Here is a 13,505-nt window from a genome sequence, read left to right as displayed (position 1 = left end):
CGAACAGGTCTTCGAGCTCGGATACCAGCGGTCGACGACGATGACCTCCCGGCCATACCAGCCGGCCTTGTACTCCAGCATCCGCCGCAGCTCCGACCACGACGCATCCGAGATCGCCCGGGCCAGCGAACGATTCCGGACCATGTTCCGCACCGCCAGGTCCTCGACGACCACCGTTTGGTTCTCGCGGATGATCCTCGTGGACAACTGGTGCAGATGATCCCGACGCCGATCGGCGATCCGACCATGAACCCGGGCAACCCGCAGCCGGGCCTTCGCCCGGTTCGCCGAGCCCTTCGCCTTGCGGGACAGCGCCCGCTGCGCCCGGGCAAGGCGTTCCCGATCCCGCTGCTCGTGCCTCGGGTTGGCCACCTTCTCCCCGGTCGACAACGTGACCAGCGACGTGACCCCCGCGTCGACACCCGCCCGTCCCACCGACGCCGGCAGGGCCGCTACGGTCTCCTCGACCAGGATCGACACGTGGTACTGGCCGCGGCTGTTCCGGGACACCGTCACCTGCGACGGCACCGCCCCAGCCGGCAACGGACGAGACCACACGATATCCAACGGCCGGTCCTGCTTCGCCAGCTTGACCCACCCATCCCGGAAGCTGAAACAGCCCCGGAAGTAGGTCGCGCTGTCGGTGGTCTTCCCTTTCCTCTTGAACGTCGGGTAGCCAGCCCGCTTCTGCCAGAAGTTCACATACGCGGCCTGCAGATACCGAAGCGTTGCCTGCAAAGGTCCCTTCGACGGCTCGGCGAGCCACCGTGTATCCGGCTCGCGTTTCCACGACGTGAGCATCCGGTCGGTCTCGGCATGACCGACCCGGCGCCGTTCCTCGGTCCAGGCCCGGTGTCGTTCGGCCAGCGCACGGTTGTACACATAGCGCAGCAGCCGTTCGTCGTGCCGATCCCCGGCACCCGGCGCCGCGAGCGGCTGGTCGAGAACGCGGGTGCGACCGCGGTGGCGCTCTCCGCCGACGAGGTCGCCGACCTCGATTGCCGTCGCGCAGCGCCTGGGTATCCACGGCGATCGCTACAACGCGTACCACATGGGCCTGGTCGGGCACTGACGGTACGGGACCGCTGCCGGCGAGAGCGGGCGAGGGCGCCGGGGCGCCGGTGGGGAAAGAGCGTGCGCGGGCCGGGCGCACGCCAGATCCTGGGAGGGAGGAACGAGACCACGCGGGGCATCACGTCCCGCGCATAGCTGGAGGCCGCGCCGGTGACCCCGACTCCCGAGACATCCCAGACACCAGCCCCCGGAGCACAGGGAGCACCCGCGACGAGCGGGCCTGCCGGAACGGCCGGGGCCTCGGGGACGTCCGAGGTCGTGCGGGTGGTGCGCGGGCGGGTCGGGCGGCTGACCCTCAACCGGCCGAAGGCGATCAACGCTCTGAGCCATCCCATGGTCAGCGCGATGGACGCCGCGCTGCGCGACTGGGAGCACGACGACCGGGTGGACGCCGTCCTCGTCGACGGCGCCGGTGACCGCGGGCTGTGCGCCGGCGGCGACATCCGCTCCTTCCACGCGGACGCCTGCTCCGGCGACACCGGGTCGCTGGACTTCTGGGCCGACGAGTACCGCCTCAACCACCGGATCAGCGCCTACCCGAAGCCCTACATCGCACTCATGGACGGCATCGTCATGGGCGGCGGCGTCGGGATCTCCGCGCATGGCGGCGTCCGGGTCGTCACCGAGCGCACCAGGCTCGCCATGCCCGAGGTCGGCATCGGCCTGGTGCCGGATGTCGGTGGCACCTGGCTGCTTGCCCGGATGCCCGGCGAGTCGGGCACCCACGCCGCGCTGACCGCGGGTCACCTCTCCGGCGCGGACGCGCTGTACGCGGGCCTCGCCGACCACTATGTGCCCAGCGAGCGGCTGCCCGCGCTCATCGACGCGCTCACTTCGACGGCCGACGCCGGCAACCCGGCGAAGATCGTCGAGGAGTTCACCGTCGCCCCGCCGCCCAGCGTTCTGGAAGCGGACGCAGACTGGATCGACGCCTGCTACGGCGCCCCGACCGTCGAGGCGATCCTCGCCCGGCTGCGCGAACACGGCGTCCCCGCCGCCGCGGCTGCCGCCGACGAGATCGAGGGGAAGTCCCCGACCGCGCTCACTGTCACGCTGCGGGCGCTGCGCGCCGCGGCCGGGCTGCCCGACCTGTGGGCGGCGCTGGTCACCGAGTTCCGCGTCTCCAGCGCCAGCCTGCGCTCCCACGACCTGCGCGAAGGCATCCGCGCCCAGATCATCGACAAGGACCGCAACCCCCGCTGGAACCCGCCGACCCTGGCCGGGGTGACGCAGAAGCAGGTCAGCACGTTCTTCGCCGTGCCACCGACCGGCGACCTGCGGCCCCACCAGGGATAACCGGGGAGGCCGGGGACGGCCGGGATAAAACACGCCGAACGGTCCTTCCCGGACGCCGGTCCGCGAGTGCGTCGCACGGTTGAATGTGCCTATGGCACAGGCGATTCGGGGGACGTGGGGGCCGAATGAGCAGTCCGGGTGACGGGACGCCCACGGGGCGGCGGATGGGTGTCGGGAAGATCGCCGCGCTGGTCTCTGCGATCGTCGCCGTGGTCGGTCTTCTGTTGGCGGTGTTCGGGGGGCAGCTCACCGGCGCCTCGCCACCCGGCCGCTCCCTCGCCTACGGTGCCGACGCGCCTTCGACCTCGACTGTTTCCCCGACGCCGACCGCTTCCGCGACGCCGACCGTTTCGAGGACTCCGGTCTTCGAGACATCGACCGATCCCGAGTCCGCGGCGGCCGTGCCGACCTCGTTCGCGTCGGCCACACCGGCCGGCTCCCAGTCCGCGGCGCCGCCCGCGCTGCCAGCTGGCTGGCAGCGGGTCCGCGAACCCGACCTCACCGTCACGTTCGCCGTGCCGGACGGCTGGACCCGGGCGACCAAGAACGAGCTCCAGAGCAACTGGCAATCGCCGGACGGGAGCTACGCGATAGGCGTCAAGCGGGACACCACGCACGGGTCGACGCCCGAGAGCGCGTCCGCCGGGCAGCTCGCCTGGTACCGCAACACGGCCGAGTCCCGCATGGCCGATCTCAACGCCCGCAGCCACCCGATCCGGCAGAGCGGCAAGGACGCCCTCTGGCTGGAGATGGACTACCACTGGGTCGGCCAGGCCGAGCCGCGCAAGCGTGTCGAGCTGTTCGTGGCGGGCCAGGCAGGCCAGGTCTACCAGTTGCTCGTCGACACCGCGGCCACGCCCGAGAAGCGGGAAGCCCAGCGGCAGATGTTCGCCACCGCACGCGAACAGCTACTGATCGACACCTGAGACCACGCGCGCTGGTTCACGACGGAGTGCGATCGGCACCTTGACACTCATCAGTGCCATTTCTAATGTCGAGGTCAATATCGATACCGAGGGAGCCGTCGCCGGGCGGCATCGGTCGGTTCCGAACGTGCGGAAAGGTCGATGAGCGTGATCAGCATCAGCCCGGAACTGCCGACGATCTTCGACGCCGACAACCACTACTGGGAGACGTCCGACGCCTTCACCCGCCATCGCGACCCGAAGTACGCCGATCGCGGCGTGCTGGTGAAGGAGATCGACGGGCGGATGCGCTACGTCGTCGGCGACGAGCTACATCCCTGGATCCCCGGCCCCGGTGACGTCAACCCGCGTCCGCGGCCCGGCGCACTGTACGAGTACTTCGCCGGCCGGGGCGCCAAGGCCGACGTGGCGCACATGCTCACCTGTGAGCAGCCGGCCGATCATCCGGAGTGGTACAACCGCGACGCCCGCCTGCGGGTCATGGACGAGCAGGGCCTGGAGGCGATCTGGCTGTTCCCCTCGCAGGGCGTGTGCATGGAAGGCCCGATGCAGCCCGACATCGAGGCGGCGGTGGACATCTTCCGCGCCTTCAACCGCTGGCTGGACGACGACTGGGGCTTCGCCTACCAGAACCGGATCTTCGGCGTTCCCTACCTGACCCTGTCCGACCTGGACAGCGCCATCCGGGAACTCGAATGGGTGATCGGGCGCGGCGCGCGCATCGTCACGATCCGGCCTGGGCCGGTCTTCACCGCCGACGGGACGAAGTCGCCTGCCGACCCGGTTTTCGACCCGTTCTGGGCCCGTGTCGCCGAGGCGCGCCTGGTGGTGACGGCGCACGCCGGCTTCGACGAGGGGCACCGCGAGGTCGAGGACGCGATCGCGCACACCTGGGGCTATGCGAGCCGGCGGCGGGTGGGAAAGGTGTCGTCGCTCGCGTTCTACGAGCCTTTCGTGGACGCCCTCATGCACGAGCGCCGCATTCACGACTTCCTGGCCGCGCTGGTCTGCCACGGCCTGTTCGAGCGGCATCCGGGTGTCCGCTTCGCCTCCATCGAGAACGGCGGCACGTGGGTTCCGTCGCTGCTGCGGGTCCTGCAGCGTCTGCACAGCCAGAACCCGGGCATGTTCTCCCGCAGCCCGGTCGACCAGTTCCACGAGAATGTGTGGGTCTCCCCGTTCGTCGAGGAGACGGTCGCCGAGCTGGCCCGTTCGGTACCGGTTGAGCGAATCATCTTCGGGTCGGACTGGCCGCATGCCGAGGGCGTCGCCGAGCCGAAGGACTTCCTCGCCAACGTCACCGATTTCTCGGCCGCGGACCAGCGCAGGATCATGGCCGGGAACGCCCGGGAGCTGACCTTCGGATAGTGCCCATCCCTGTTGTCAGGCGCCTGCGTCCGGCGGCTCAGTGCCGTCCGGAAGTTCAGTGCTGAGACCGCACATACGAGTTATACGAGCGCCGGGCCGTGTCTTCGACGTCCCTGCCTTTCACGGTCGTAGAGTGGGCCTTCCCCGAGCTGGCAGCCGTCGGCGGCGAGTCGGTGTTCCTGCCGCTCGCCGCGGATGGCGGGGGCGATGACGGTGAGACCACGCCGGATGGCGGCGCCTACCAGCGCGGACCGGATCGTGTCCGCCAGCGCCGGGTCACCTTCGCCATCGCGGCCCTGGTTTCCGGCTCCTGTGCCGGCCCCCGCTTCGCCGGCGTCGCGGTTGGCGGGTACCTCACCGTCCACGCTGGTGAGGGCCGCGTCGAGGCGGATGATGTCGATGGGTAGCAGGCGCAGCAGACGCAGTGTGGCGGCGTCGCCGGCCGCTTCGGTGAGGGCGCACCGGACACCGTGGCGGCGCAGCCGACCGAGCACGTTCCGGGCCGCGACGGGGTCACCGCCCTCCGCCGCCGCGGCGCTGAACGCGGGGACGATCACGCGGGGCGGGAGCCTCTGCTCAGCGAGCGCCTCGAGGATCTCGGTGGCCAGCGACGGCTCGGCGACACGGGCCGCGGAGATCGGGACAAGCACGGCGGGGCGGTCGGCAGCCGCAGCCGCACCGTGGCAGCCGGCGTCCGCCGTGTCATGGCCGAGGTCCTCGCAACAACGATGGAGCAGGAACGTGTCGATCGCCCGCGCGAGCCCGCCGCGGTCGGCCAGGCGGTACAGCCGACCGGCGTCAACGCGGCCGATATCCGGGTGGTTCCAGCACGGTCCGGCGTCGAAGGCGACGACGCGACCGTCCCTGAGGTCCACGACATCGCGGTAGACGACGTCCAGCGTCCCGCTGCCGGGCTCGCCGCGCAACGCCGCCGCGAGCTGACCACCGAGGTGTATCGGGGAGTCCGAGGAGGGCCGGCCGGCCCTCCTGACGACGAGCCCACCCCGCTTCGCGCGTTTGGCCGCGTACATGGCGATGTCGGCATCCCGCAGCAGGCTGTCGGCCGTGACGGTTGCCGCCCCGTGGTCGCCCGTTCCGGGGGACAGCTCGCTGACGACGAGGCCGAGGCTGATCCCGACGGGGTAGCTGTGCTCCCCCAGGCGGAAGGGGGCCCGCATGATGTTCCCGAGCCGGCGGGCCACCGGCTCCGGATCGCCACCCGCACCGCCGAGGACGACGGCGAACTCGTCTCCGCCGAGGCGGGCGACCGTGTCCGTGTCACGGGTCCCGCTCTGGAGCCGGCCGGCAACGACCTGCAGCAGCGCGTCGCCCACAGAGTGCCCAAGGTTGTCGTTGATCTGTTTGAAGTCGTCGACGTCGCAGTACAGCACCGCGAGTCGTCGGCGGTCGCGGACGTGGGCGGCGACGGCCTGTTCCAGCCGCACGGCGAACAGCGCGCGGTTCGCCACTCCGGTGAGTGGGTCGTGGAACGCCTGATGGTGCAGTTCGCGTCGGCTGGTGTCCACCAGGGAGAGCAGGCGGGCGTTCTCGCCGATCGTCGCCAGCTGCCGGCATACGAGGAACACCAGCAGGCCGATCAGGCCGAAGAAGTCGAGCTCGTCGGCCCGCGTCCCGGTGGCGAGCCGGGTGAGGGTGACCGCTCCGGCCGCGCCGAACGCGAGATACGGCAGGACGGCGCGCACGCTGAACACCCAGGTACCGGTCTGCGGGCTCGGCTCCGACGGCGGCCGTCCCGGCGGGGGCGGGACCAGCGCCGCACTGATCAGGAGCAGCCAGGAGACGAGGTAGCCGAGGTGAACCGCCGCCGGCACCACTCCGTTTGTGGCGGCGGCCAGGTACAGGTAGACGCCCATCGTCACCGACATGACCGCCATGCCCGCCGCGAGCAGTATCAGCGTTGGCAGCGACCGTGGCCGGCGGGCCGTGGCCAGCAGTGCCGCCACCACGACGAGAACCAGTCCGATCGCGATGGAACTGAAGACGATCGCCAGAGCCGGCCTGCTCAGCGTGGTTCGGTGGACGACCGGCGCCAGCAGCGTCGACCAGGCGACGAGTGCGCCGGAACCGACGATCAGCGCACTGTCGAGCACGGTGATCACATACCAGTGCCGACCATGCGGTCGCGGCAGGCTGCGCGGGCCCGCCCGGGCGAGCACCAGCTCGGACGGCAGGAGCAGCAGCCCGGCGAGCGCCGGCAGGTAGGCGAGCAGGAACGTGGCGTGGACGAGCTCGATCTCGTTGTAGACATCGGCACCGTGGACGATGCCGTGCCAGGAGTTAGCCAGCGCGATCAGGAAGCCGCCGAACGTGGTCAGGGCGACCAGCAGGCGCCATCGCCGGTCGTTCGCACCGGCGCGCCGCGCGGTGGACAGCAGCACCACGGTGGCCACCAGCGTCGCCACCGTGCAGGACATATCGACAGCCTGAAGATCATAGGGGGCCGGCAGCAGGGCCACGCAGATCACGGTAAGCAGGGCAAAAGCCCAGCAAGCCCAGCAGCCGAACGCCGCCGGCCACGGCCGGCGAACCCGCCCACCGGACTCATCCATCGGCATACGTCACATCCCCGATCGGCTCGCCCCGGCCGGACGACCGTCCGGATGCCGCATCGCCATAACACCGATCATCAGTATTCTAACCAGCCGTGGCCAGATGAATCCTCACCGTGCCCATCGGGATGATCCGCCCGCAGCACCCATCGCGGGCCTCCAGGCGACACGGGGACACGATGGGCACGGTGGCACGAGAGCGCAGTGGACAAAAGGGATGCAGAGCAGCCCGTCGCGGAATCCGCCACTGTCGCCGAGCAAGAAGTGAGGATCATGGCTGCTGAAGCAGCCGAAATCCTCACTTCTTGCTGATTGCCAGGTGGCTTCAGGTGCCGACCCGGCGCCGACCACCAGCGCAGACGCAGAAACGCCGATACGCCCGGACGTCTTGTGGACGTCCGGGCGCACCGGCGTCGTGCCTGGGGCGGTGGCCCCCGCTCTGATCCGCACCTCACCCAGCCGCGGCCGACCTGACGAAGGTCGCGCGACGCAGGATCAGCGCCGTGTTCGATCAGCTCAGATCTTGTGACCCCAGCATGGCTTCGAGCTCACCCACGGGCTCGTACCCTGCTGCGCATACAGAATATGCGCACGCTTCCACTGCTCAGCCACACTCGCGTTCTGCGGCAGACCCTTACCACCCACCGCATGCCACGTGCCCGGCATGAACTGGAACAGCCCACCAGCACCAATCGAGTTCACCACACGCGGATTACCACCGGACTCACACGGCACCACAGCACTCAGGAACCTGTGCGCATCCGGCCGCGCCGCGGCACTCGCCGGCTGGGACATCGCGATACCGCCACCAATCGTCGCCGCCAACACCGGCGCGACCAGCAAAGCACGGCCACGACGGATGGAACGACGGTTCTTGCGAGCACCCGAAGTCATCAGGGACAAAATAAATACCCTTCCTCACACCTGCGAAGTCAGCTGTCGGGTTCGATCCAGAAAGCAGCCCCGGCCACACTTGGTAATAGGCCGATCGCGCTGCGCGGCTTCACCCCGAAGGGCGCCTGCCTACGACGCCCGGGAACTTCGGCCCCCCGCTCCCGCCTGCTGGATGTCGAAGCACCGGGCGAGGCGGGATTCGGCGTGCCACCCGATGTGCGCTCCCCACGTCCGGAAGCACGTCAACAACGTTACCCACCACCCGCCAGCGATTTCTACAGCCCAGTGAAGAGCACCACTCGCCACCCGGGGGCCTTGAAAAGCCCGCCGCCGACCACCTCGGCGCGGTGGAACGCCCCTTTCATACCGCCGACATTCCGTCAGCGTCAGCACCCCGCCACAATGGGACTGGAACCACCACGCACCCGGTGACCGCCGGACTCGGCTGCGCGACGAGAATTTCGCCTGCCCGACGGGAGCACATCACACAAAACAGACAGAACGCCGCCCGGCGTCAGGGGTCCCGGCGGGCCGCGCGGGCTGTCAGTCCCGCGGAGAGCAGGTGCAGGCCGCGGGTGGTCGTCGGGTCGGCGCCGGTCAGCTCGGCGATCCGCCGCAGCCGGTAGTCGAGGGTGTTCGGGTGAATGTGCAGCGCCATGGCCGCCTCCTGGCGACGCAGGTCGAGGGCCAGGTACGTCCGCAGTGTGCGCTGAAGGTCAGGCTTGCCATCGAGGCCGTCGAGCAGGTGCTCGATCGCCGGCAGCGCGGCGCTGGGCCGGGTGAGCTGGTACTCGACCAGCAGGTCGTCGAGCTGGAACAGGCCGGGGGCGCGGCCGAGCGCACGGGCCAGCCGCAGCAGCTCGGTGGCCTGCTCGTGGGCTTCGGGTAATCGGGCCCGGCGATCCGCCGCCACGACCGCGACATCCACCGGGGCACCGTCGAGCGCCTCGGTGGCCACGGCAAGCAGAGCCGGTATCCGGTCGATGACGGCGGCGGTGTCCTCGTCATCGACCGGGAGCAGGGCCGTCGCGCCGCGGCCGTCGTCGTCCACGGCGACCGGGACCGCCGTCCCGAAGCAGGTGCCGAACGCCTCGTGGAGTCGCCGGGCGTAGCGGCCCGTCCGGTCCGGGGCACCGGGCTGGCGCACACGGACCACGGCCACGAGGTGGGCGGCGCCGAGCACGACCCCCGCACGGTCGGCGAGGACCTCCGCGGGCGCACCGGCGAGCAGCGCTCCCACCAGCTCGCGCTGCAGCTCACGCTGGGCGGCGTGACCGGTGTTCGTGGCGGCGACGGCGCCGACGCCGGGGATGAGCATCGGCAGGAAGCGCTGCAGGAACACGGCGACGGCGATCACGTCGTCCTCCTCGCCGGGGCCCGCGAGCCGGGCGACCTCCTCGAGGGTGATCCGCGCGCCGATGTGATGCGCCATCAGCATGGCCTCGGACGCCACCTCATCCGGCGCGGACAGCGCCGCCGACGGCTTCAGCAGGGCGAGCTCCGCGGGTGTCGGCAGGCGGTCCTCGCGCAGGCAGCGGGCGAACAGCTCCACTCCGGCGAAGGCGAGCCCGGACAGCTCACCGTGACCCAGCTCCGGGACGACCTGCGCGGGCGGCAGTTCCGCGATCACGGCGGAGACCATCCGGCCGGCGATCACACCGAGCGAACGGTCCAGCCGGTCACAGATCGAGCGCGGCGCCGGCCGCGTCGCCGGCGGCAGCTGCTGCTGCGCCGGTGGCAGCTGCTGCTGCTGCGCCGGTGGCTGGGGCTGCTGCGCCGGTGGCTGGGGCTGCGGTCCCGGCTCGGCGGGCGGGCCGCCGTCGCCGTCGCCGTTGTGAGATCTCACAACAAACCCCTACGTCGTTTCGGGCTAGCATGCACTGCGATCCAGGTCACATTTGTCGAGACTCAGGCTGCGCTCACACCGCGTCGGCGGTGGATGAGGATCGGAGGAGACACGTGTACCTGGGATCGGTCGCCCGCGAGGTGCCAGACAAGATCGCCTACCTGGTCATCGACGGAACTGAGGCCGGCCAGGTCCGGGAGTCGGTCACCTACCGCGAGCTCGACGAGCGTTCCAACCGGCTCGCCCAGCTGTGGTGGAGCCGCGGGCTGCGACCCGGCGACGTGGTCGCCGTCTGCATGGAGAACAACGCCCGCTACCTCGAGGTGGTCTGGGCGGCGCAGCGCTCCGGCCTGTTGTACACCGCCGCCAACTACCGACTGACTCCCGACGAGCTGGCCTACATGGTGGACGACAGCGGGGCCAAGGCCCTGGTCGTCTCCGCCGCCACCGAGCAGTCGGCGCTCACGCTGCTCGACCGCACGCCGTCGGTGCGCGTCCGGCTGGCGGTCGGCGCCGACCTGCCCGGCCACGAGCGCTACGAGGAGGTAGTCGCGACCTTCCCGGCGCGTCCGCTCGACACCGAGCTGGAGGGCGGGGACATGCTCTACAGCTCGGGGACGACCGGGCGTCCGAAGGGCATCCGGTCGTCGATCGCCGAACCGGCGCCGATCGGTGAGGGCGGGCCGTTGCCCGCGCTGCTGCAGCAGCTCTACGGGTTCGGGCCGGACACGGTCTACCTGTCACCGGCACCGCTTTACCACGCGGCCCCGCTGCGGTACTGCGTGACCGCGACCCGGCTCGGCGGCACCGTCGTCGTGATGGAGCGGTTCGACCCCGCGGCGTTCCTCGGCGCGGTCAGCGAGTACCGGGCCACCCACGCCCAGGTGGTGCCGACGATGTTCGTGCGGCTGCTGAAGATGCCCGAGGAGCAGCGCCTCGCCTACGACACGTCCAGCCTGCGGTATGTGATCCACGCCGCGGCGCCGTGCCCGCGCCATGTCAAGCAGGCCGTCCTCGACTGGCTGGGGCCGATCGTCCACGAGTACTACGCCGGTTCCGAAGGCAACTGTTACGTGGCCTGCTCACCGCAGGACTGGCTTACGCATCCCGGTTCGGTCGGCCGGGCGCTGCTCGGTGTCCCGCACATCACCGACGACGACGGCGTCGAGCTCGGCGCCGGCCAGATCGGCACGGTCTGGTTCTCCGGGGGTCCCGAGTTCAACTACCACCATGATCCGGTGAAGACGGCCGAGTCGCACGACGCCCGCGGCTGGTCGACCCTCGGCGACATCGGCTATCTGGATGAGGAGGGCTTCCTCTACCTCACCGACCGCAAGTCCTACACGATCATCACCGGTGGGGTGAACGTCTACCCGCAGGAGATCGAGGACCTCCTGGTGGGGCATCCGGACGTCCTCGACGCCGCCGTGTTCGGCGTGCCCGACCCGGATCTGGGCCAGCGCGTGCAGGCCGTCGTGCAGCCCGTGCCGGCCGTCGTCGAGAGCGTCACCGGAGCCGCCACCGCGGGTCCCGCCGCGGCCATCACCGATACCGCCATCGCAGCGGCGCAGGACGAGCTGGTCGACGAGCTGATGCGGTACTGCCGTGAGCATCTTGTCGGCCCGAAGCGGCCGAAGGATATCGACATCGTCACCGAGCTGCCCCGCCATCCCACCGGCAAGCTCTACAAACGGCTACTTGTCGACCAGTACAGCAAGAACAACCAGGCCGGCCAGTACGACCAGGCCGGCCGGACCATCCAGCTCTGACCCGGAAGGGATGCGCCGCGATGCCAGTTGCCGCCGGTTCGACGCCGCTACGCACAGTCGACGAGGTCGACCTGTCCGACATGTCCTTCTGGGTCCGGCCGAGGGCCGAGATCGACGCGGCGTTCGCCCTGCTGCGGGCCGAACGCCCGCTGCCGTTCTACCCGGAGCCGGTCTTCGCCAAGGGCGCCATCCCCTCGGGACCCGGCTACTACGCGGTCACCCGCCACGCCGACATCGCGCGGATCAGCGCCGAGCCGGGGATCTTCTCGTCGGCGCAGGGCGCCACGACCATCGTCGACCTGCCGGCGGAGTTCCTGGAGTTCTTCGGCGGAATGATCAACCTGGACGCACCCCGGCACCACCGGCTGCGCCGCATCGTCTCCCGGGCGTTCACGCCGCGCATCATCGCGCAGACCGAGGCCGACATCGCCACGATCGCCCGCACCGTCGTCGACGACCTGGTCGCGGATGGCCCGGGCGAGTTCGTCGAGCGGGTCGCCGCCCGGCTCCCGCTGGAGGTCATCTGCCGGATGATGGGCCTGCCGCGGGAGCGCTACGCCGACATCTTCCGCTGCACGAACGTGATCCTCGGCTCCGCCGACGCGGACTACGTGCCCGAGGGCACGGACATCGTCGCCGCCCTGCTCGGCGCGGGCGCCGAGCTCGCCGCGCTGCTGCAGGAGACCGCGGCGGCGCGGCGGGCGAATCCGACGGATGACCTCACGACCGCGCTCGCCCTCGCCGAGGTCGACGGCGAGCGGCTGGACAACGGCGAGATCGCCTCGTTCTTCATCCTGCTGCTGGTCGCCGGCAACGAGACCACGCGCACCGCGATCAGCCACGCGCTGCTCGCGTTGACGGCGTTCCCCGCCCAGCGGGAGATCTGGCAGCGTGACATCGACGGGACGAGCGCGACCGCCGTCGAGGAGATCGTGCGCTGGGCGAGCCCGGTGCGCTGGATGCGCCGCACCGTCACCCGCGAGGTGGACGTCGCCGGTCAGCGGCTGGCAGCCGGCGACAAGGTGCTGCTGTTCTACTCGTCGGCGAACCGCGACGAATCCGTGTTCACCGACCCCGACCGTTTCGACGTCCGCCGGGACCTTAACCCGCATCTGGGGTTCGGCGGCCACGGCCCGCACTTCTGCCTCGGCGCCCACCTGGCTCGCCGCGAGATCTCGGTGATCTGGCGTGAGCTGTTCGCCCGCGCGCCAGACATCCACGCGGTCGGCGAACCCGAATGGCTGGCCAGCAGCTTCGTCAACGGCGTCAAGCGCCTGAACTGCGACTTCACTACCCGCTAGGCCGGTGGAGCAGTCAGTCACCACTGGTCTCAGCTGGTCACAGCTGGGTTCTGATCCACCCCCGCGCCCCGGATCACAACGCGAGAGCACGGAGTTGCTCGCGAAGATCTTCATACCAGGCGTGCTGCCCCCGCTGATCTGTCCGGGGCGGCGCGCCCAGAGCGTCGACCGGGTCCGTCACGTCGTAGGTGACGCGGTAGGCCGCGATCGACGCGGCTGTGTCCATCCAGGCGGCGCCTTTCTGGCCGGACGGTGGGCTGTAGCCGACGGCGCGGTTCAGCCAGCGCGGCAGCAGGGCGGACTCGCCCACCGCCGCGGCGACACGTTGCCGAATCAGCTGGCGCAGGCGGGCACGAGCCTCGTCGCCGCTGCTGATGGCGGGGTCGTGCACGGCATGTAGCTCGTCATCGGCCGCGATTCGACCGGAGGCCGATTCCGCCTCCTGCCTGGTCAGCTCCAGG

8 protein-coding genes, 3 pseudogenes and 1 riboswitch are annotated in these 13,505 nt (G+C 70.4%); of the genes and pseudogenes, 6 read left to right on the top strand and 5 right to left on the bottom strand.

Annotated elements, in window-relative coordinates:
• Nucleotides 1-888, bottom strand: a pseudogene (locus FREUN1FDRAFT_RS34755) (RNA-guided endonuclease InsQ/TnpB family protein); the annotation flags it as partial.
• Between FREUN1FDRAFT_RS34755 and FREUN1FDRAFT_RS48345 the strand changes: the two are divergent.
• The 4 genes and pseudogenes from FREUN1FDRAFT_RS48345 to FREUN1FDRAFT_RS34740 form a co-directional block, all read left to right on the top strand.
• A pseudogene (locus FREUN1FDRAFT_RS48345) lies at nt 883-1,072 on the top strand (aldo/keto reductase); the annotation flags it as partial. The pseudogenes FREUN1FDRAFT_RS34755 and FREUN1FDRAFT_RS48345 overlap by 6 nt on opposite strands.
• A 260-nt stretch (nt 1,073-1,332) precedes the next feature.
• The gene (locus FREUN1FDRAFT_RS34750) at nt 1,333-2,370 is read left to right on the top strand and encodes an enoyl-CoA hydratase/isomerase family protein (protein ID WP_035956820.1); all 1,038 of its coding nucleotides are present in this window, start codon (nt 1,333-1,335) and stop codon (nt 2,368-2,370) included.
• Between the two features lie 125 nt (nt 2,371-2,495).
• Complete coding sequence (locus tag FREUN1FDRAFT_RS34745) at nt 2,496-3,296, top strand: hypothetical protein (RefSeq protein ID WP_006545061.1); 801 nt, start codon at nt 2,496-2,498, stop codon at nt 3,294-3,296.
• A gap of 141 nt (nt 3,297-3,437) precedes the next feature.
• The gene (locus FREUN1FDRAFT_RS34740; RefSeq protein ID WP_006545060.1) at nt 3,438-4,664 is read left to right on the top strand and encodes an amidohydrolase family protein; all 1,227 of its coding nucleotides are present in this window, start codon (nt 3,438-3,440) and stop codon (nt 4,662-4,664) included.
• 80 nt (nt 4,665-4,744) lie between these two features.
• Here FREUN1FDRAFT_RS34740 and FREUN1FDRAFT_RS34735 read toward each other — a convergent pair whose 3' ends face one another.
• The 3 genes from FREUN1FDRAFT_RS34735 to FREUN1FDRAFT_RS34730 all read right to left on the bottom strand — a co-directional run bounded on the left by FREUN1FDRAFT_RS34735 (nt 4,745) and on the right by FREUN1FDRAFT_RS34730 (nt 9,974).
• The gene (locus FREUN1FDRAFT_RS34735; protein ID WP_050796158.1) at nt 4,745-7,141 is read right to left on the bottom strand and encodes a diguanylate cyclase domain-containing protein; all 2,397 of its coding nucleotides are present in this window, start codon (nt 7,139-7,141) and stop codon (nt 4,745-4,747) included.
• Between the two features lie 609 nt (nt 7,142-7,750).
• Complete coding sequence (locus FREUN1FDRAFT_RS42445) at nt 7,751-8,128, bottom strand: transglycosylase family protein (RefSeq protein ID WP_083828921.1); 378 nt, start codon at nt 8,126-8,128, stop codon at nt 7,751-7,753.
• Between the two features lie 12 nt (nt 8,129-8,140).
• Nucleotides 8,141-8,343, bottom strand: a riboswitch (cyclic di-AMP (ydaO/yuaA leader).
• A 299-nt stretch (nt 8,344-8,642) separates the two neighbouring features.
• Complete coding sequence (locus tag FREUN1FDRAFT_RS34730) at nt 8,643-9,974, bottom strand: CdaR family transcriptional regulator (RefSeq protein ID WP_006545057.1); 1,332 nt, start codon at nt 9,972-9,974, stop codon at nt 8,643-8,645.
• Between the two features lie 113 nt (nt 9,975-10,087).
• Here FREUN1FDRAFT_RS34730 and FREUN1FDRAFT_RS34725 point away from each other — a divergent pair, with 113 nt between their 5' ends.
• Both FREUN1FDRAFT_RS34725 and FREUN1FDRAFT_RS34720 read left to right on the top strand, forming a co-directional pair.
• Nucleotides 10,088-11,743 carry an AMP-binding protein gene (locus tag FREUN1FDRAFT_RS34725; protein WP_006545056.1) on the top strand — a complete coding sequence of 552 codons (1,656 nt, stop codon included), beginning with the start codon at nt 10,088-10,090 and terminating at the stop codon, nt 11,741-11,743.
• 20 nt (nt 11,744-11,763) lie between these two features.
• Nucleotides 11,764-13,044, top strand: a complete 1,281-nt coding sequence (locus FREUN1FDRAFT_RS34720) for a cytochrome P450 (protein ID WP_006545055.1) — start codon at nt 11,764-11,766, stop codon at nt 13,042-13,044.
• A 73-nt stretch (nt 13,045-13,117) separates the two neighbouring features.
• On the opposite strand, the pseudogene FREUN1FDRAFT_RS34715 reads toward FREUN1FDRAFT_RS34720, so the two are convergent.
• Nucleotides 13,118-13,505 (bottom strand): annotated as a pseudogene (locus FREUN1FDRAFT_RS34715) (hypothetical protein); the annotation flags it as partial.

It is taken from the genome of Parafrankia sp. EUN1f (assembly GCF_000177675.1).
Lineage (GTDB): Bacteria > Actinomycetota > Actinomycetes > Frankiales > Frankiaceae > Parafrankia.
The sequence above is the reverse complement of the archived record's forward strand: the minus strand, read 5'-3'. Positions and strand labels throughout refer to the sequence as shown.

What these genes read in the sequence shown, in the direction of transcription:
- FREUN1FDRAFT_RS34740 (WP_006545060.1), top strand. Translation starts at nt 3,438, where the DNA reads ATGAGCGTGATCAGCATCAGCCCGGAACTGCCGACGATCTTCGACGCC.
- FREUN1FDRAFT_RS34745 (WP_006545061.1), top strand. Translation starts at nt 2,496, where the DNA reads ATGAGCAGTCCGGGTGACGGGACGCCCACGGGGCGGCGGATGGGTGTC.
- FREUN1FDRAFT_RS34720 (WP_006545055.1), top strand. Translation starts at nt 11,764, where the DNA reads ATGCCAGTTGCCGCCGGTTCGACGCCGCTACGCACAGTCGACGAGGTC.
- FREUN1FDRAFT_RS42445 (WP_083828921.1), bottom strand. Translation starts at nt 8,128, where the DNA reads ATGACTTCGGGTGCTCGCAAGAACCGTCGTTCCATCCGTCGTGGCCGT.